This is a genomic window from Oscillibacter sp. KLE 1745 (genome assembly GCF_000469445.2).
In the GTDB taxonomy this organism is placed as follows: domain Bacteria; phylum Bacillota; class Clostridia; order Oscillospirales; family Oscillospiraceae; genus Oscillibacter; species Oscillibacter welbionis.
In genome coordinates this window covers 1-18479 of the sequence record NZ_KI271654.1, presented here as the reverse complement: position 1 = coordinate 18479, position 18479 = coordinate 1, and the positions used below count along the sequence as shown (strand labels likewise).

Below are 18479 nucleotides of genomic sequence, written 5' to 3'. Positions count from 1 at the left end.
TAAGTGGTTCCGCTGGGCGGTCTTGCCGCTGGACGGGACGCTGGAAGCGGAGATTTTCCGGGATAAGGACTTGAAACGCTGTGCGGTCTGCGGCGGTGTGTTCGTCCCTAAATCCAACCGGGCAAAATACTGCCCCGGCTGTGCCGCCAGAGTTCACAGGCGGCAGAAAACAGAAAGTGAACGGAAAAGGAGGTCTACTGTGGACAGTTAGGGGCTGAAAAGTCCTTGATTTTCAAGGCTTTGCAAGCACAGAACAGGGGCAGGCAATAGAAACTACCGTCTGCCCCCGGAAACAGGCTTCTAACTGTCCACAAAACACGATATGACAAGCACAATTTATATTCATCAGCCGGAGAAAGCAGTCAGCTTCACACGCTTGCCCAACTTTCTCTTTGAAGCCCCTACATTCAGCCCTCTGTCCAACGAGGCAAAGGTGTTGTACGCCTTTATCCTACGCCGGACGGAGTTGTCCCGTAAGAACGGCTGGGCGGACGAATACGGGCGGATTTTCCTGTATTACCCAATCTGCGAGGTTGTTGCCCTGCTTCACTGTGGGCGGCAGAAAGCCGTCAACACCCTGCGGGAGCTGCAATACGCCGGACTGGTGGAAATCCAGAAGCAAGGCTGTGGAAAACCCAACCGCATTTACCCAAAATCCTATGAAGCGGTTCCAAATACCGACTTCAAGAAATCCCGTTCTGGTACGCCGGAGGACTGAAAACCGCACTCATGGAGTACGATAATCAATCCTCTTGAAGTACGAAAATCGGACGGTATATAGAAATACAAAGATAAAAATACTGATTTATATTCTATCCATTCCCTTCCTATCCGAGATATTTTCTGCGGGATTTTCCTGTGAAAAAAATCCCGGAAGGGAAAGGAACGGGGAAAGGAGTTTATGGCACAACACGCAATTTTGCGATTTGAAAAACACAAGGGCAATCCGGCAAGACCGCTGGAAGCCCATCACGAACGGCAGAAAGAGCAATACGCCAGCAACCCCGACATTGACACCAGCCGGAGCAAATACAACTTCCATATCGTCAAGCCGGAGGGACGCTACTACCACTTCATTCAGAGCCGGATTGAACAGGCGGGGTGCCGGACCCGCAAGGACAGCACACGGTTTGTCGATACGCTGGTAACCGCCAGCCCGGAGTTTTTCAAGGGGAAATCCCCAAAGGAGATACAGGCGTTTTTCCAGAGGGCGGCTGATTTCTTAATCGGGCGGGTAGGTCGGGAAAATATCGTGTCGGCAGTGGTACACATGGACGAGAAAACACCCCACCTGCATTTGGTCTTTGTCCCGCTGACAGAGGACAACCGCCTGTGTGCAAAGGAGATTATCGGCAACCGGGCAAACCTGACAAAGTGGCAGGACGATTTTCACGCCTATATGGTGGAGAAATATCCTGACTTGGAGCGTGGGGAAAGTGCCAGCAAGACAGGCAGGAAGCATATCCCCACCCGTCTGTTCAAGCAGGCGGTCAATCTCTCCAAACAGGCAAGAGCCATTGAAGCCACGCTGGGCGATATTACCCCGTTCAACGCCGGAAAGAAAAAAGAGGAAGCCCTCTCCATGCTGAAAAAGTGGTTCCCGCAGATGGAGAATTTCTCCGGGCAACTGAAAAAATACAAGGTCACAATCAATGACCTGTTAGCGGAAAACGAAAAGCTGGAAGCAAGGGCAAAAGCCGGTGAAAAAGGCAAGATGAAAGATACGATGGAAAGGGCAAAGCTGAAAAGCGAACTGGACAATTTACAGCGGCTGGTTGACCGTATCCCGCCGGATATACTGGCGGAACTGAAACGGCAGAAGCGGCAGCATGGAAAGGAAAGGTGATTTTATAAGTACCACTATCAGATACAAAAAGGAAACGGAAGTCGTGACTTTTCAAGGCAGGGAAATCACTCTGGAAAACCTCTCCCCGGTGTTCACGCCGGAGCAGGAAGCGGCAAAACGCCGGGAGCTGGAACAGCAGCTTTATGAGGTGTTCCGCAAGTATGCCGACAAACGGCAGAGTGAGGAAGCCGGGGCATAAGGTTTTCCGAAGCCATCGTTGATTTGCGGGGCTGCTGGCGGTATAATAAAGCTGTCAGCAGCTCCGTTTCTTTTTTAAGAAAAGGAGCGACAATATGAATAATCGAATAGACGCAATCTATGCAAGACAATCGGTGGACAAAAAGGACAGCATTTCCATTGAAAGCCAGATTGAATTTTGCAAATACGAGTTGAAAGGCGGTAACTGCAAGGAATACACAGACAAGGGGTACAGCGGCAAGAACACAGACCGTCCGAAGTTTCAAGAACTGGTGCGGGACATCAAGCGGGGCTTGATTGCAAAGGTCGTGGTTTACAAGCTCGACCGTATCAGCCGTTCCATTCTGGACTTTGCCAATATGATGGAGCTGTTCCAACAGTACAATGTAGAGTTTGTGTCCTCTACGGAAAAGTTTGATACCTCCACCCCGATGGGGCGGGCTATGCTGAATATCTGTATCGTGTTCGCCCAGCTTGAACGGGAAACGATACAGAAGCGGGTGACGGACGCTTATTATTCCCGCAGCCAGCGAGGCTTCAAGATGGGTGGGAAAGCCCCTTACGGCTTCCATACAGAGCCGATTAAGATGGACGGTATCAACACAAAGAAGCTGGTGGTAAACCCGGAGGAAGCGGCAAATATCCGGCTGATGTTTGAGATGTACGCCCAGCCCACAACCTCCTACGGGGACATTACCCGGTACTTTGCCGAACAGGGAATTTTATTCAACGGCAAGGAACTAATACGCCCCACGCTGGCGCAGATGTTACGCAATCCTGTCTATGTGCAGGCAGACCTTGATGTGTACGAATTTTTCAAAAGTCAAGGGACAATCATTGTCAATGACGCTGCCGATTTTACCGGCATGAATGGCTGCTATCTGTATCAAGGGCGGGATGTGAAGCCCAGCAAAAAGAACGACTTGAAAGACCAAATGCTGGTGCTGGCTCCCCATGAGGGCATTGTCCCCTCCGACATCTGGCTGACCTGCCGCAAGAAGCTGATGAACAACATGAAAATCCAGTCTGCCCGGAAAGCCACCCATACATGGCTGGCGGGAAAAATCAAGTGCGGAAACTGCGGGTATGCCCTTATGAGCATTAACAATCCTGTGGGAAAGCAATATCTCCGCTGCACAAAGCGGCTGGACAATAAAAGCTGTGCCGGGTGCGGGAAAATCATCACTTCGGAGCTGGAAGCGGTTGTTTATCAGCAGATGGTGAAGAAGCTGGCAAGCTACAAAACGCTGACGGGCAGAAAAAAAGCGGCAAAGGCAAACCCGAAAATCGCCGCCCTGCAAGTGGAACTTCTCCATGTGGACAGCGAGATTGAAAAGCTGGTGGACAGTCTGACGGGTGCAAACAATGTCCTGCTCTCCTATGTGAATGTGAAGATAGCGGAACTGGACGGACGCAAGCAGGAACTTCTGGCGAGGATAGCGGAGTTGACGGTGGAAGCCATCAGCCCGGAACAGGTCAGCCAGATTTCCGGCTACCTCGACACATGGGACAATGTATCCTTTGATGACAAGCGGCGTGTGGTGGATTTGATGATTACCACCGTTGCCGCTACAAGTGACAGCTTGAACATCACATGGAAAATCTGACGGGCGGCACACCTCCCGTCAGACCGTTACCCTGTGTAGTCCCTTGTAAACTGTACTTTGCTATGCATTATACTGTTTTTAAGTAATAGCATCATTCTGCAAAGATGGCATTACTTGGACAAGGGTTAGGCCACTCGCGGGGTCTATCTGGCGGTCAACTTTATAAGGGGAAGAGGTTGTGTGCATATGTCAAAAGTTGCTGTAGTGAAAACGCAGGATCAAAGCTACGAATCCATCAAGAAGGCAGTTGATCAGGTAATTGAACAGATCGGCGGTCTGGAGGATATTATCAAGCCCGGCTATAAGGTCATCATCAAGCCGAATCTGGTGGCCTGCCCCACGGACCGTCTCTCCGGCGGCATCACTCGGTGGGAAGTCTGCCTTGCAATCTATGAGGCTGTGCAGGCTGTGGGCGGCGTGCCGGTTATTGCAGAATCCTCCGCTGCAGGTGCTGACACAGAGCTGACCATTGCCAAGTGCGGCTATCAGGAGTTGAGAGACAAAGGCATTCCCGTCATTGACCTCAAGAATAAAGAGAATGCCAGATGCGTCATGCCAGTGGAGGATGGCGTGGTATTTGACAAAATCAATACTTGGGAACTGGTCCGCGATGCGGATGCCATCATCACTGTACCGGTCATGAAGACCCATGATCAGACGGAGATTACACTGGGCTTGAAAAACCTCAAGGGCCTACTGACGGATGTGCAGAAAAAGGACTTCCACAAGCAGGGACTGATCGAGGGTGTGGTAGACTGGTGCAAGACCCTCAAGCCTGTTCTCGAGATCGTGGACGGCACGTTCGGTCAGCAGGGACTGGGTCCCATCTTCGGCGAGACCAAGGAGATGGATCTGATTATTGGCTCCAAGGACCTGGTGGCCTGCGAGGCTGTTACGGGAAAGATCATGGGTTATGAGCCGGAAGAGGTTATGATTACCGAGGCCGCTCATAAACGCGGTATGGGCGAGATGGACCTGAAGAAGATCGAAGTGGTTGGGAAGCAGATCGAGGAGGTTGCCAGCCGTTTCAAGCGCTCCAGTGAGGTGACGATTGAGGGGATTCCCACGTCCTTCAATCTGATTTTCAGCAAGGACGCCTGTACAGGTTGCCACAACACTGTCATCAGCGCACTGATGGATATGAAGGCCCAGGACCTATTCCTGTATCTGGAGAATATGAATGTCTGCGTCGGCCCCTGCACCAAGGAGCATCTGCCAGAGGGTGCCAATGCGGAGAATACCGTGTGCGTCGGTATCTGCGCCAAGAAACTGGCCGATGAGATGGGATTCCGCTGGGTGGTAGGGTGCCCGCCCGGAAACGCCGATGTGGTAAAGGGCGTCTTGGGAGACCGCAAGGAGTATGGAGTGCGCTACAGCTGAAATGAAAAATGGGGGAAGCATAAAAGCGGCTATGATTCTATCCATCGTCCTGTTGTCTGGGCACTGTTCACAAGTCCGTGAGTACAGGACATTGTTTTGATACGGGCAGATGCGAACTGAATGAGCCTCCTGCTGGCAGATGGCATCTTATCTTGCTGATTTGACTTCTTTCAATTTGATTGAATTTTTTTCACCTATAGGTGTGATCCTTTGAATTCCTGTGCTTTTCAGTTTCACTTATAGCTGCTAATGAAAATGAATGAAAGGAATGATGCTCATATGAAAAAGGAAGTTTATGAGAAAAAGGCAACATTCGGATTGTCTCTGCTGGTATTTGTGCTTGCCACTGCCATCATTCTGGTGGGAATCCTTGTCTTGGGGCTGGACGCGCATATCCCCGTCGTCTTTGCGGCGGCGGTTGTTCTCCTCTATGGCATGTGCCTCCACGTCCCCTATAAGGATCTAGAGCACGCCATGATCAAGTCCATCAGTGAATCCACTCAGGTGCTGATGATCATCTGCATCATCGGTATGCTGGTGGGTACCTGGATGGCGGCCGGCACTGTGCCCTACATCATCTATCTGGGCCTGGAGCTGATCAACCCCGCGATTTTCCTGCCCTTTGTGGCCATCATGTGTGCGATCATGTCCACGATGACGGGCTCCTCCTGGACCACCGCCTCCACCATTGGTATTGCTTTCATCGGCATCTCCATGGGCTTGGGCATCCCGGTCGCTATCACCGCCGGCGCGGTCTGCTGCGGCGCTTTCTTCGGCGACAAGCAGTCTCCGCTGTCCGACTTCTGCATTTTCGCCTCCGGTGTGTCCAAGGTTGATATCTACAAGCACGCTCGCCGGATGCTGTGGACGACCGCTCCCGCATTTGTTGTGTCCCTCATTATCTTCACTGTCCTCGGCATGGGGCACAGCGGTGAGAACATGGATATGAGCGCTGTGACAGAGATCACCGGCGGGTTGGCTGAGACCTTCAAGCTGGGCCTGCCTACCCTGATCCCTGTGGTGGCCCTGATTATCATGCTGATCCTGAAGGTCCCCTCTGTACCCTCCCTGACTCTGGCTGCCATCATCGGAGCCCTGACCGCGTGGCTGTATCAGGGCCGCAGCTTTGGTGATTCCCTGTATGTGATGATGCACGGCTGCACGGTCGAGACCGACGTCGTGACGGTGGCTTCCATCTGCAACCGCGGCGGTATGCTGGCAATGGCCTCCACTCTGATGCTGATGATTGTCTCTCTGGCTATGGCCGGCCTGTTCGAGCGTACTGGCCTGCTGTCCAGCATCGTGGAGAAGATCTCTTTCCTGGTGCGTAACCAGACGGGGCTGGTAGCCAGCACGACTATCGTATCCGCTCTGGGCGGCTATGTGTTCTGCGATCCCTATATGGCGGCTCTCGTCCCCGTCAAGGCCTTCGGCAAGCGGTATGAGGAGCTGGGCATTGATAAGTGTGTCATGTCCCGTTCCATCTCTGACGGTGCCCTGACCTTCTGCCCGATCGTTCCCTGGGGCTCCTCTGGTGTGTTTATCGCCGGTGCGCTGGGCGTTGCCACGCTGGATTATCTGCCCTACTACTTCATGTATCTGGTGCCCATCTTCTCCATCCTGTGGGCGGCCTTGAACAAAGGCATATATCGCTATGACTATGAAAAGGACCCCGAGGGTCAGAAAGTGCATGAGGACTGATCATCTGATCAGTGCCCATATATTTTGAAAAAGAAGGAGTCTTACATATGTTTGAAGGCAAAATTGCATTGGTGACTGGCGGCGCCAGCGGTATTGGCAGTGTCATCGTAGAGAAGTTCGCGGAATACGGTGCCGACGTCATCATTGCCGACCTGAAGGTTGATGACGAGACGGAAGTGGTGAAGAAGATCCGCGGGATGGGACGCAAGGTCTATCCCATGGTGCTGGATATTTCCAATGTGGACGCGATCCGCGAGGGTGTCCAGAAGATCGTAAAGGAAACCGGCAAGATCGACATTTTGGTGAACAACGCAGGAGTCTATCCGGCCTGCCCTGTGATGGATGCCGATGAGAAGCACTTCGACTTCGTGATGGGCATTGATCTAAAAGGCCTGTTCTTCATGACCCAGACTGTGGTGAAGGAGAGCATGCTGCCCAATCAGTATGGTCGTATTGTCAACATCGCTTCCATTGACGGCAAGAATCCTGCCGAGGGCGTAGGTGTGTACTCTGCTGCAAAGGCCGGCGTCATCAGCTTCACGAAGTCCTTTGCATTGGAGCTGGCCGGCACTGGTATCAACTGCAACTGCGTAGCTCCCGGCTGGGTGGAGTCCAAGACTGTTCTGGCCTCTGACCGCTGGAAGACCTACCTGCCCCGGATTCCCGCCCGCCGTCTGGGCAAGCTGTCTGAGATCGCGGAGGCTGTCTGTTTCCTGTGCAATGATAAGGTATCCTATATCGATGGCGAAATCCTGGATGTCAACGGCGGCATTATCATGGATTGATCGGAAGCGACATGGCAGAAACCTTTTCCCTGGGGGAATATTCTTAAATAGGGAGGCTTTTTGTGAACCGGAAGATGACTGAACTGCTGCAGAATATGCCAAAGGCGGACAGTGCTGCCTTCCTGGAGGATGCTCGCCGGGAGGCCAAGACCATCCAGATTCCTCAGACCGCCTGGTGCAAAGCCCACGGATTCAAGTCTGAGAAGGAGTACAAGGCTGTCATGGCCCGAAAAGGCGGACTAATGTACCACACCCACTTCTGCTTCCCCAGCCGGGAGGCCATGGTACGGGACATGACCCGGCTGGAGGGCCAGCTGGCTGAGAGCGGCGTGGTCCTGGACCGCTTCGGTGTATCACTGGATCCCTCCATGGCCCTCCCCGCCACCATGCGACAGGATGCCGCAGCTCATAACGGGCTATATCTTAATACTCCTGATGCTTGGGTGGAGCTGGCATCTTTCTCTTTCTCTCAGCCCCACTTGGGAGACAATATGATTGGCAGTCCCGCTTCCTTTGAATCCTGTTGCTCCGCCCTGAGGGCTGGCGTTACTACCATGGGCAATATCTCTCAGTTCTTCGGATGGGACTACCCGGAGTTTCCGGACACCGAGGCCAGAACCCGCTCCGCTGTGATGGCGATGGCCGTCATGGGTGAGCACCGGGCAGACGGTACCTTGGTCCACTCCAATCTGGACGACGGATATGGCGATAAGTGCGGCGATATGGGCCAGCTGATTGGGATGGCTCTGATAGAGAAGTACATCGCCGAGGATCTGCTGGGCGCAAAGGTGGCCCACTCCTTCGGTGATATGTTCCACTCCCCCTATAAGCGCTTGGTGTTCCTTGCAGCTCTGAAGCAGATCCATGGGGATGAGGCATTTGGTTCCATGGTATTCACTAACAAGCTGGGCCGGGCAAAGGGGCAGATCGGCCTGAACGATGCACACCTGTGCACCTGCCTGCTCTTTGATATGGCGGGCCAAGTTTACTATCAGACCGGGCACGCTGTCACTGTGATGGCGGACTGTGGACTGGATGATCAGGTGACCAACGAGGAGATTGTCCGGAAGTTGGCGCTGGCTAGGGAGCTGGAGGCATATGTGCCGGAAGTGCTCCATGCAATCGACTTCTGTGCAGTGGATCAGGAAGCAGCTGACTTGGTGGCCAGAGGCACGCAACTAAAGGACAATATGCTGGATTATCTGAACAATTTCATCGATGTCAAAGATCCCTACATCATGATGCTGGCCATCAAGACCGCTGGCGTCAAGAATCTGGTGGAGGAGTTGTCCGATACCATGAACTGCCGGGGTGTGATGCTTACAGACTATCAGCTCTACAGCCACTGAATTAAAAGAAGGCAGGCCCGCCCATTAAGCGTGAGCCGATAAAGAAGTTTTGATTACTTGTATCAGCAAGATACTTCAATGTGAGAAAAAAAGGGGGATTTTTTATGCTGTCTGAAAGAATAAAGCGATTGCGGGAGCGTCAGCGCACAACGACACCGACAATCTGTTTGGACCGTGCTCGATTGGTCACAAAGTACTATAGCCAAGTGTCCAATGAGCCGATGGTTTTACATCGTGCCAAGTTTTTTAAATATTTTCTGGAAAACCGAACTATTTTTATTGATGAGGACTCTTTACTGGCGGGCCACACGGCGTCACGGCTAGTGGGATGCCCCGTTTTTGTGGATGTCCTCTCTTGGTTGTCAGACGAGATTGAAAATGCAGACACCCGCGCATATGATCCATACCAATTCCTTCCCGGAGAGAAAGAGGAACTCAAGGATTTGGCCTCCAAGTGGAAGGGGCATACCTTTGGCGACTATACAAAGGAACAGATCGATAGTGAGTCTGCTTTGATGGAAGAACTGGGCATCTTTACGATTGGCAGTAGAGAAAAGGATACTGGCGCAAACGCCCCGGATTATTACAATTTGGTCAAGAGGGGATACCGTTTCTACATTGACGAGTGTAGAAAACAGATCGCTTCCCTTGACAATGTAGACGTAGATGCCCTTGGTCGGAAGAATACTTGGGAGAGCTTTATCATTGTGATGGAGGCAATTATTGACCATGCACACCGGTATGCCGATCTGGCTGAAAAAATGTCTGCGGAGTGCTCAAATGCCGAGCGCCGTCAACAACTTTTGACAATCGCGGAGAACTGCCGCACCGTACCAGAGCATCCGCCGAAAAACTTCCATCAGGCTACGCAGTTAGTTTGGTTTACGCACTTGGCATTCATGCTCGAGGGCAATGGACACAATCACTGTCTTGGACGTTTTGACCAATACATGTATCCTTTCTACCAGGCAGATCTAAAAAACGGTGTGAGTGAGGACTTTATTTCTGACTTGGTCAATGAGCTGAAACTTAAGGTCTCCGAGATCAAGATATATCGTCCTGCGATGGAAGCGCAGTCTTATGCCGGATGCCCCTTGTGGATGCATATGTTCCTAGGTGGACAGAAAGCGGATGGGAAAGACGCCTGCAATCCGCTGACAGACCTGATCCTCCGCTCTATTTTGGAAATGCCTACCAAAGAACCGGCTATGTCGTTCCGCTACCATAACAACATCAACCGCAATACATTCCGCCTGGCCTTGGAGTGCGTACGAGGTGGAAATAGTCATCCTGCGTTCTTCAATGACAATATATGTATTCCAAACCTGCTCTCTATGGGTTACAATATCAAAGAAGCGCGCGAATACTGTGTCTGTGGTTGTGTGGAAAATATGGTGCCTGGCATTACCGATGAAAATGCCAATGTGGGTTTCTTCAACCCTTATAAAATTCTTGAAATTACATTGAATGATGGTTTGGATCCGATTTCTAAAAAACAAATCGGTCTTCATACAGGCGATGTGCGGACCTTTACGTCCATGGGCCAGGTGATAGAAGCATTCCGCACACAGATTCATTATTTTGCGGTGCAGTGGTTGAAGGTTTTTGCGCGGGTCCAGGCATGTCACGCATATCTGTTGCCGACATTTACGGCTTCGTGTTTCACGGCGGGCTGTATTGAGAAAGGGGAATATCTGCAGCAAGGAGCAGCTCCTCATAAATTCTCTGTCTGCGCAATTACCAGCCCAGCCAATGTGGCGGATTCCCTCGCCGCGATCGATGTCTGCGTATTCAAAGAAAAATACTTGACCATGGCGGAACTGATGGACGCCTTGGCAACAGACTTTGCGGGACGTGAGAACATTCGCCAGCTCTTGCTGAACCGAGCTCCCAAATTTGGAAATAACGATGAGTTGGTGGATGACTATGCACGTGCGCTCACAGGCTGGCTGAGCGATGAACTGCAGTTTACTGACTTGAAGGACGGCCATGGAGGGCGCTATACGGCGTTGGTTTCCACTCAATCCTACAATGTGACGCTGGGGGAGCAGGTCGGCGCCATGCCAGACGGAAGACATGCGTTCACGCCACAGGCGGATAACGCCTCTCCTATGAGTGGACGGGATACAAATGGACCTACTGCGGCGCTCTCCTCGGTGGCCTACACCGATCTGTTTATGATGCAGACCGGCGAATTAGTGAATCAGCGGTTTGATCCGGCCTTGCTCAGAGGTGAGAAAGGTCTGGATATCCTAGAATCTATTGTACGAGGATATTTTGAACAATACGGAGAGCACCTCCAGGTAAACGTGGTAGATACAGAGACGCTTCGTGCTGCCCAGAAGAACCCAAAAGAGTACCAGAACATTCTGGTGCGTGTGGCTGGATATTCTGCGTATTTTGTAGAACTGGAGAGAAAGGTACAGGATGATATTATCAGTCGCACACTCCAGAACTGCGTCTGACGCGATATCTGAGATTGCTGGATGATGATCTGACAGTTATCAAAACAAATATAGGGCGGCATGGAAGTAATTTCTGGAATAATTCAGATGATACCAGAATGCAGAAAGTCCCCTGAATGGGCAGAACTCTTTGCGCTTTTTCTGGATTGCAGCCGTGCCGCCTTAATTTGTAGAAATGGAATAATTTGCCGTATGATATTTAATATTCAAAGATGCTCCAACCGGGATGGAAATGGGCTGAGAACAACTGTGTTCATGAAGGGATGCCCACTTTCCTGTGTGTGGTGTGCAAATCCGGAATCTCAGTCATTCCATCGAGAAATTATGGAGTCAGAAAGCAGATGTATTGGATGTATGGCCTGCGCTCGGGAGTGCCCTGCAGAAGCGATTAAGATAGCAGAAAATGGCTATCCGCAGATTGACCGTACACGCTGCAAGCGATGTTTTCACTGTGCGGATATTTGCTATGCGGGCTCAAAACATGTTGTCGGAAGGTCTAACTCACCTGATGCTTTTTTTCGAGAGATTGAAAAGGACCGGTTTTTTTTCTCCAAGTCAGGTGGCGGAGTTACATTCTCGGGCGGCGAACCGCTTGCGCAGCCAGAGCTGTTGCATGACATCGCTAAACGTTGCCATGAAAGCGGTATTAATGTGATGTTGGAGAGTTGCGGATATGCGCGATATGAACAGTTTGAGAAGGTTCTGCAGTATGTTGACGCAATGTATTTTGATGTCAAACATATCGATCCAGAAGTGCATAAACGTATTACCGGGAAAGATAATCGGTTAATTTTGAGAAATCTACATCAAATCTCGGAGTTTGGGATACCAATTGTTGTGAGAACCCCAGTAATTCCAGGTTATACCGACGAGGAGAAAAATATCAGTGGAATTGCAGAACTGATTAGATCGATACCTAAGGTGGAAGGTTATGAACTGCTGGCATATCACAGCTTGGGAGAGTCCAAATACCATGCACTGGGACGTAAATATGAGTTGCATGGGACGCTGACTCCGACTCTAGAAAGAATGCTCGAATTAGTTGACCTCGCCAATCGGGTCCTTGCGGGAAGCGGTAAAGTCTGCTTTTATTTGGAATGAATACGGCATCGGACAAACGACGATTTTCTGGGAAGAGTCCCTCCTAAGGCAACACCAACCTGAGCTCTGCCTCCTGAATTTTTGAAACAGGGCTTGGGCGTCAGAGCGGCAAGCGGCGAGACTAGCCCTCTGGCGGGATATACAGGCGTTGGTCTTTCAGAAGTCGAAAGACCAACCGAACGAGTTTTCTGGCAGTTAAGGCGAGTGTGCGTTTGTGCTGGTACTTGTTGACCTCTTTGAATTTGAGGACATAGTAGCGCCGAAGCTCGGAGTCGCATCTTCTCGCGGAGTTGGCGGCTTCCGGCAGATAGTACCGAAGATAGCGATTGCCGGATTTAATCATTCGGGAATGTTCTGCTTCAAAGTCACCGGACTGATTTCTGTTCTAGACAAGTCCAGCGTATTTGGAAACAAAGGTTTGAGAATTGAAACGGCGAATATCCCCAATTTCAGCGAGTGATGCCAGCGGAGTATACCTTGCTAATGCCAGGAATAGAAGTTGTTCTTGTTGCTCACATCAATGCCAACGAATAGTCCACTCCAATAGCCATTCTTTCTTTCCGGCAAAAGACCTCAAATTCACGGCAGTGGCGGGCCTGATCGTGCTGATCTGCATCTTTGGGGTTGAAATCAAAAAACGGCTCTCCGACCCTGCGGAAAAAGAACTGCAGGCAACGGAGAACTCGGAAAAAGAAGAGGTATGAAACAGTAAAAGGAAACGAGGCAAAAGCTTCGTTTCCTTTTGCTTGTGCAGGGGATTATCCCAGCTCCATGATTTCCTCGGCGGCGGCAGTAGCCCGTTTTACCACTAGGTCCCGTATCTTGAGATAGGTTTCATCACTCATGCGTATGATGGGGGCGGAGACGCTTATGGCGAACAAAGATTTTCCACCCGGCCCCTTGACCGGAGCTGCGACACATCGCAGCCCAGGTGAAAAGACCTGATCGTCAAACGCATAGCCATCCCGGCGAACGCTGCGGAGGACCTCCACAAAGTAGCTGTATGAGCAGCCGATGTCATCTGCGTCATTTTGGTAGATCCACTGCAGGCTTGCGTCGCTCAACTCCGCCAAAAGAACGGTGCCCAATCCTGTTTTATACGCCGGATAGGAGGCGTTCAGAACAAAGTTTGGACGAAGGATATGCTGGCATTCCACCCGGTGGATGTAGGTGATCTTGTCGCAGTTGAGAGTCGCGAGATTGACGGTCTCTCCGGTCTCTTTTCCCAGGAGTTCCATTTGCTTGGTGACTATCTGGAGACAGTTACTCAGATAGGACTGTTTTCTGGAAAGTGAAATGAACTTGGTCCCGAGCCGATACTTTTTGGTCTCCTTGTTTTGGAAGATCATTCCGACGAACTCCAGGCTCTGGATGATCCGGTAGACGGAGCTCTGGGGCATCTCGATGCGGGCGGAAATCTCCTTGATACTGATTTCCTGATCGTCGAGATCAAAGCAATTTAGGATGTCAAAAGCCTTTAGTAGAGTGAGCGTATATGGATTGTTTATCATTGGACATCACCGCGCCTTTCCTTTGCTGAATTCAGTATAACATAGCGATCATGAGATACAACTATTTTTTCACTGCCGGAACGGATCGCCCTGGCATAGCATTTGGGGATACAGATTCCACATTCGATGCAGCGGGAGCGGTCCAGGACGGCCTTTCCGGCCCGGAGGGCGATCGCCCTCCGGGGGCAGATCAGCACACAGGCACCGCAGCAGACACACTGAGCTTCTGAGATATACACACAACTCCCTCCCCACAAATTTTTAAATAATAGAATTTCAAATTTCGAAAATAGAATATCACAAATATTGAAAAATTGCAAATATTTATTTGTAAACTAATTATTTGCCACTATCCATAAAAAATATATAAGTATTTATGCAAAAAAACACAAAAAATACGAAACATATAAAGTTTTGATCAGAAAATTTACTCTTTTCAAATTTCAATAATTGGAATTAAGTATTGCAATTAATAAAATAAAAATGTATAGTATGGTCAGAAAGTCCACTGGGTGAAGAAAACAACATAGGAGGCTGAGAGGATGAGGACACAAGAGCAGTATCTCGAGAAACTGAAAGGAATGCGTCATAACATTTACTTGGATGGGGAATGCATCGGGCGTGACGATCCGCGTATTATAAAGGCGAGTTCTGCCATTCGAATGACATTCAGTTTGGTTGAAAATCCGGATTTCAAAGACCTGATTACAGCGACGTCTCATATCACGGGAAAGACGATTAACCGTTTTACCCATATTCATCAGAGCGTAGAGGATCTGTTGAAGAAGCAAGAACTTACGCGGAAGATCTGCGGCCTCTGCGGTGGCTGTGTGCAGCGGTGTATGGGCATCGATATGATGAATGCCCTGTCCTCCGTAGTCAAGGATGTGGATGAGAAATATGGGACGCCTTATTATGAGCGCTTCCTGAAATTTTTGGAGTATTTTCAGGAAAACGACTTGGTTTGCGCCGGATCACAGACGGATACCAAGGGTGACCGAGCAGCCCGTCCCTCTGAGCAATGGGACCCGGACCAATATCTCCATGTTGTGGAGAGGCGTCTGGATGGTGTTGTGGTGCGGGGCTGTAAGGTACATAACACCATGGCCCCCTACGCGGACGAGCTGATTGCCCTCCCGACACGGGTTATGGGCGAGGACGAGAAAGACTACGCGATTGCGTTTGCAATCCCTGCGGATACCGAGGGTGTGTATCTCATTGGGCGCGAAGCGTTCTCCCAGAAGCGGGAACCGAATTTGGATGCACCGATCACATCTGCTGGCGATATCGAGAGCATGACCGTTTTCGATGACGTCTTTGTTCCCAACGAACGTATCTTCCTGAATGGTGAGGTAGATTTTGCCGGCAAGCTGGCTCTGCGCTTCGCCCTGTATCACCGCCACTCATATACCGGTTGCAAGCCCGGAATCGGCGATGTGATCATGGGCACGACCGCACTGCTGGCGGATTATCAGAATATCAATAAACAGAGCCACATCAAGGAAAAGCTGGCAGAGATGATCAGCGTGGCGGAGCTGACATACGCCGCAGGAATCGCCTCTGCTGTGAAATCCAGCAAGGCGAGTTCCGGGACCCAGGTGCCCAACGTTATCTTTGCAAATGTGGGCAGACGCCACGCGGGCCATAACATCTACCATGAATTCAACTCCCTCTGCGATGTAGCAGGTGGTCTGCCCGCCACTGTGCCGATGACAAAGGAGTATAACCATCCTGAGGTCGGAAAGTTTGTACAGAAATACGTCACCCGTCGCAAGGGCATTTCCTCTGAGGACTGCTACCGGGCGTTCCTTCTGGCAAATGATTTGCTCTGCGGAGAATACAGCTCTGTCATCTTCCAGGTGGCGGGGGTCCATGGCGGCGGATCTCCTATTATGGAGGACATCGCGATCCTAGGGAGCTATGATCTGAAGGAAAAGGTTGACATTGCGAAGCACTTGGCGGGTATCGAGGTCCATGAGGATTGATATCGCCTAAAAAATTAGATCAATAGAAGGAGAACTGGTATGGACTACACGCTGACAAATGAGCTTCAGATGCTGCGGAAGATGTATCAGGAGTTTGTTGAAAATGAGGTAAAACCGCTGGCAGGAGAGTTGGATGAGGAGGAGCGGTTCCCTACGGAGACGATTCCCAAGCTGGCTAAGTATGGGTTCATGGGGATTCCCTATGAGACGAGATATGGCGGACAGGGTGGAAATAACATGGCCTATGCTATGGCAATCGAGGAACTGGCCAAGGCTTGTGGCACCACCGCGACGATCGTTGCGGCCCACACCTCTCTGTGCTGCAATCCGATTTATGACTGGGGTACAGAGGAGCAGAAGATGAAGTATCTGCCGGATTTACTGGCTGGCCGCAAGATCGGTGCCTTCGGACTGACGGAGCCGGGGGCTGGCTCCGACGCCTCTCGCCAGCAGACAACAGCTGTGCTGGAGGGTGACCACTATGTCCTCAACGGTTCCAAGTGCTTTATCACAAACGCGTCCGAGGCAGATGTGTTCATTGTTCTGGCGATGACGGACCCCAAGGCGGGGAATCATGGGATCTCTGCATTCATTGTGGAACGTGGCTTCCCTGGCTTTTCTGTCGGCAAACACGAGAAGAAAATGGGCATTCGCGGTAGCGCCACGTGCGATCTGATTTTTACCGACTGCATCGTACCGAAGGAGAACCTGCTCGGCAAGGAGGGCAAGGGTTTCAAGGTTGCCATGCAGACTTTAGACGGTGGCCGCGTCGGTGTGGCAGCTATCGCGTTGGGGCTGGCGGAAGGTGCCATTGCCGAGGCAGTGAAGTACACCAAGGAGCGCGTTCAGTTCAACAAGCGCCTCAGCCAGTTCCAGAACACCCAGTTCCAGTTGGCTGATATGCAGACTAAGACCGATGCGGCGCAGATGCTGGTGTATCGCGCTGCGGCAGCAAAAGACGCCCATGACCCTGATTTAGGCCTGTATTCTTCTATGGCTAAGCTGTTTGCCTCCGAAAATGCTAGCGATGTGACGCGGCGTGTGGTGCAGCTATTCGGCGGCTATGGCTACACCCGTGAATATCCCGTGGAGCGGATGATGCGAGACGCCAAGATCACTGAGATCTACGAGGGTACCAGCGAGGTCCAGCGCATGGTGATCTCCAGCCACATGGGAGTGAAATAAGAGCACACTATGAATTATCAGGAACAATATGCGGACCGGCTTACCACGCCGGCAAAGGCCGCGAAGATGCTAGAATCCGGCATGGTCTGCGCGTCAGATATTGGACTCGCCCACTCCTGCCTCTTTTTCGATGCGGTGGGAGACCGGGTGGATAGAGGAGAGCTGAGCGGCATCGTGCAGCACTCTCTGCTGGACTTGGGCCCTCGCGCCTATTTCAGCCCGCGGACGGCGGCTGGCTATCATGGTGTCTCCTGGTTTTCCGGGGGAGCCGCGCGAAAGGCGGCGGAGAACGGGACATTGGACATTATGCCGGCCTATTACCGGGACATCCCCGGTCTGTTCCGGGATTACCTGAAGCCAGAGGCCTTTGTGGCCGTGGTATCGTCCATGGACCGGCACGGTTATTTCAGCACAGGGTGCGACAGTTCCATCACTCCTGCATTGCTACAAAATGCCAAGCTGATTTTTCTGGAGGTCAACAGTAATATGCCTCGGAGCCTGGCCTCCCCTCAGATCCACATCTCGCAAGTGACGGCCCTTTGGGAGAACCATGAACCCCTGGTCTGTTTGCCGCCGGTGAAAATCGATGAGACCAGCGCAAAGATCGGGCAGTACATTGCGGAGGAGATTCCGAATGGAGCGACGCTACAGCTGGGCATCGGCGCAATCCCGGACGCGGTGGGTATGGCCCTGAAGGAGAAGCGGCATCTGGGCATTCATACAGAGATGTTTACAGACAGCATGGTGGATTTGATCGCGTGCGGCGCCGTTGACAACAGCCGGAAGCCTATTCACACCGGGAAAACTGTGGCGACGTTTGCGGTGGGCTCCCGTAAGATGTACGACTATATCAATGACAATCCAGCCGTGGCCATGCTCCCAGTGGACTATGTCAACGATCCTGCGATCATTGCCCGGCATCCCAAGTTTATGTCTGTGAATGCGGCGCTGGAAGTGGACTTCTACGGTCAGGTCTGTGCCGAGTCCATCGGGACCCGGCACATCTCCGGAACCGGCGGGCAGAGCGACTATGTCCGGGGCGCGATCCAGTCCGAAGGCGGAAAGAGCTTCATCGCCTTCTCCTCTACTGCAGGCGGCGGGGAGGTCAGCCGCATTGTCCCTACTTTGACACCTGGTGCCTGTGTCAGCACCAGTAAAAATGATGTGGACTGCATCGTGACAGAATACGGCATCGCAAAGCTACGGGGAAAAACCTTAAGTCAGCGGACAAAGGCACTCATTGCCATTGCGCATCCGAAATTCCGGGATGAATTGACGTACCAAGCGAAAAAAGAAAATATCATGATTTGACTATTATGAGGAAGGGACTTTATGAAAATCATTGTTTCCATCAAGCAGGTTCCCG

The 18479-nt window shown here is 51.4% G+C and carries 16 protein-coding genes and 1 pseudogene; 14 read left to right on the top strand and 3 right to left on the bottom strand.

Annotated elements, in window-relative coordinates:
* From HMPREF1546_RS17940 to HMPREF1546_RS17930, 11 genes and pseudogenes are all read left to right on the top strand, one after another.
* A pseudogene (locus tag HMPREF1546_RS17940) lies at positions 1-211 on the top strand (hypothetical protein); the annotation flags it as partial.
* A gap of 111 nt (positions 212-322) precedes the next feature.
* Entirely contained in the window at positions 323-718 is a 396-nt protein-coding gene (locus HMPREF1546_RS00485; protein ID WP_021751582.1) for a replication initiator protein A, read from the top strand.
* A 183-nt stretch (positions 719-901) separates the two neighbouring features.
* Positions 902-1846, top strand: coding sequence for a MobV family relaxase (gene mobV / locus HMPREF1546_RS00480; protein WP_021750169.1), 945 nt, complete (start codon positions 902-904; stop codon positions 1844-1846).
* Positions 1830-2045: a hypothetical protein gene (locus HMPREF1546_RS00475; RefSeq protein WP_006772915.1), complete on the top strand. Its 216-nt coding sequence runs from the start codon at positions 1830-1832 to the stop codon at positions 2043-2045. Before mobV ends, HMPREF1546_RS00475 begins: the two co-directional genes overlap by 17 nt.
* A 94-nt stretch (positions 2046-2139) precedes the next feature.
* Positions 2140-3651, top strand: a complete 1512-nt coding sequence (locus HMPREF1546_RS00470; RefSeq protein ID WP_002566024.1) for a recombinase family protein — start codon at positions 2140-2142, stop codon at positions 3649-3651.
* A 186-nt stretch (positions 3652-3837) separates the two neighbouring features.
* Complete coding sequence (locus tag HMPREF1546_RS00465) at positions 3838-5031, top strand: DUF362 domain-containing protein (RefSeq protein WP_021750170.1); 1194 nt, start codon at positions 3838-3840, stop codon at positions 5029-5031.
* Positions 5032-5310: 279 nt separating this feature from the next.
* Complete coding sequence (gene nhaC / locus HMPREF1546_RS00460) at positions 5311-6732, top strand: Na+/H+ antiporter NhaC (RefSeq protein WP_051319919.1); 1422 nt, start codon at positions 5311-5313, stop codon at positions 6730-6732.
* 47 nt (positions 6733-6779) lie between these two features.
* A complete protein-coding gene (locus HMPREF1546_RS00455) occupies positions 6780-7517 on the top strand; it encodes an SDR family NAD(P)-dependent oxidoreductase (protein WP_021750172.1) in 738 nt (245 codons plus the stop codon).
* A 62-nt stretch (positions 7518-7579) separates the two neighbouring features.
* Positions 7580-8866 (top strand): hypothetical protein, encoded by a 1287-nt coding sequence (locus HMPREF1546_RS00450; protein WP_147629885.1) that lies wholly within the window; start codon positions 7580-7582, stop codon positions 8864-8866.
* Between the two features lie 104 nt (positions 8867-8970).
* Complete coding sequence (locus tag HMPREF1546_RS00445) at positions 8971-11331, top strand: pyruvate formate lyase family protein (protein ID WP_051319918.1); 2361 nt, start codon at positions 8971-8973, stop codon at positions 11329-11331.
* Between the two features lie 60 nt (positions 11332-11391).
* The gene (locus tag HMPREF1546_RS17930; RefSeq protein ID WP_083490931.1) at positions 11392-12432 is read left to right on the top strand and encodes a glycyl-radical enzyme activating protein; all 1041 of its coding nucleotides are present in this window, start codon (positions 11392-11394) and stop codon (positions 12430-12432) included.
* Positions 12433-12553: 121 nt separating this feature from the next.
* On the opposite strand, the gene HMPREF1546_RS19425 is transcribed toward HMPREF1546_RS17930, so the two are convergent.
* From HMPREF1546_RS19425 to HMPREF1546_RS19805, 3 genes are all read right to left on the bottom strand, one after another.
* Complete coding sequence (locus HMPREF1546_RS19425; protein WP_021750177.1) at positions 12554-12775, bottom strand: transposase; 222 nt, start codon at positions 12773-12775, stop codon at positions 12554-12556.
* Positions 12776-13190: 415 nt separating this feature from the next.
* Positions 13191-13943 (bottom strand): IclR family transcriptional regulator, encoded by a 753-nt coding sequence (locus HMPREF1546_RS00425; RefSeq protein WP_021750178.1) that lies wholly within the window; start codon positions 13941-13943, stop codon positions 13191-13193.
* Positions 13940-14140 carry a 4Fe-4S binding protein gene (locus HMPREF1546_RS19805; RefSeq protein ID WP_367646047.1) on the bottom strand — a complete coding sequence of 67 codons (201 nt, stop codon included), beginning with the start codon at positions 14138-14140 and terminating at the stop codon, positions 13940-13942. The genes HMPREF1546_RS00425 and HMPREF1546_RS19805 overlap by 4 nt, the downstream gene beginning before the upstream one ends.
* Before the next feature lie 345 nt (positions 14141-14485).
* Between HMPREF1546_RS19805 and HMPREF1546_RS00420 the strand changes: the two genes are divergently transcribed.
* From HMPREF1546_RS00420 to HMPREF1546_RS00410, 3 genes are read left to right on the top strand one after another with little or no spacing between them, the layout of a single operon-like run.
* Positions 14486-15928, top strand: a complete 1443-nt coding sequence (locus HMPREF1546_RS00420; RefSeq protein ID WP_021750180.1) for a 4-hydroxyphenylacetate 3-hydroxylase family protein — start codon at positions 14486-14488, stop codon at positions 15926-15928.
* A gap of 39 nt (positions 15929-15967) precedes the next feature.
* A complete protein-coding gene (locus HMPREF1546_RS00415) occupies positions 15968-17113 on the top strand; it encodes an acyl-CoA dehydrogenase (RefSeq protein WP_021750181.1) in 1146 nt (381 codons plus the stop codon).
* Positions 17114-17122: 9 nt separating this feature from the next.
* The gene (locus HMPREF1546_RS00410; RefSeq protein ID WP_021750182.1) at positions 17123-18424 is read left to right on the top strand and encodes a butyryl-CoA--acetate CoA-transferase; all 1302 of its coding nucleotides are present in this window, start codon (positions 17123-17125) and stop codon (positions 18422-18424) included.
* Positions 18425-18479 lie beyond the last annotated feature (55 nt).

Coding starts and splice junctions, on each gene's coding strand:
- mobV (WP_021750169.1), top strand. CDS start 902: ATGGCACAACACGCAATTTTGCGATTTGAAAAACACAAGGGCAATCCG.
- HMPREF1546_RS00425 (WP_021750178.1), bottom strand. CDS start 13,943: ATGATAAACAATCCATATACGCTCACTCTACTAAAGGCTTTTGACATC.
- HMPREF1546_RS00445 (WP_051319918.1), top strand. CDS start 8,971: ATGCTGTCTGAAAGAATAAAGCGATTGCGGGAGCGTCAGCGCACAACG.
- HMPREF1546_RS00455 (WP_021750172.1), top strand. CDS start 6,780: ATGTTTGAAGGCAAAATTGCATTGGTGACTGGCGGCGCCAGCGGTATT.
- HMPREF1546_RS17930 (WP_083490931.1), top strand. CDS start 11,392: ATGGAAGTAATTTCTGGAATAATTCAGATGATACCAGAATGCAGAAAG.
- HMPREF1546_RS19425 (WP_021750177.1), bottom strand. CDS start 12,775: ATGATTAAATCCGGCAATCGCTATCTTCGGTACTATCTGCCGGAAGCC.
- nhaC (WP_051319919.1), top strand. CDS start 5,311: ATGAAAAAGGAAGTTTATGAGAAAAAGGCAACATTCGGATTGTCTCTG.
- HMPREF1546_RS00470 (WP_002566024.1), top strand. CDS start 2,140: ATGAATAATCGAATAGACGCAATCTATGCAAGACAATCGGTGGACAAA.
- HMPREF1546_RS00410 (WP_021750182.1), top strand. CDS start 17,123: ATGAATTATCAGGAACAATATGCGGACCGGCTTACCACGCCGGCAAAG.
- HMPREF1546_RS00420 (WP_021750180.1), top strand. CDS start 14,486: ATGAGGACACAAGAGCAGTATCTCGAGAAACTGAAAGGAATGCGTCAT.
- HMPREF1546_RS00475 (WP_006772915.1), top strand. CDS start 1,830: ATGGAAAGGAAAGGTGATTTTATAAGTACCACTATCAGATACAAAAAG.
- HMPREF1546_RS00465 (WP_021750170.1), top strand. CDS start 3,838: ATGTCAAAAGTTGCTGTAGTGAAAACGCAGGATCAAAGCTACGAATCC.
- HMPREF1546_RS00415 (WP_021750181.1), top strand. CDS start 15,968: ATGGACTACACGCTGACAAATGAGCTTCAGATGCTGCGGAAGATGTAT.
- HMPREF1546_RS00485 (WP_021751582.1), top strand. CDS start 323: ATGACAAGCACAATTTATATTCATCAGCCGGAGAAAGCAGTCAGCTTC.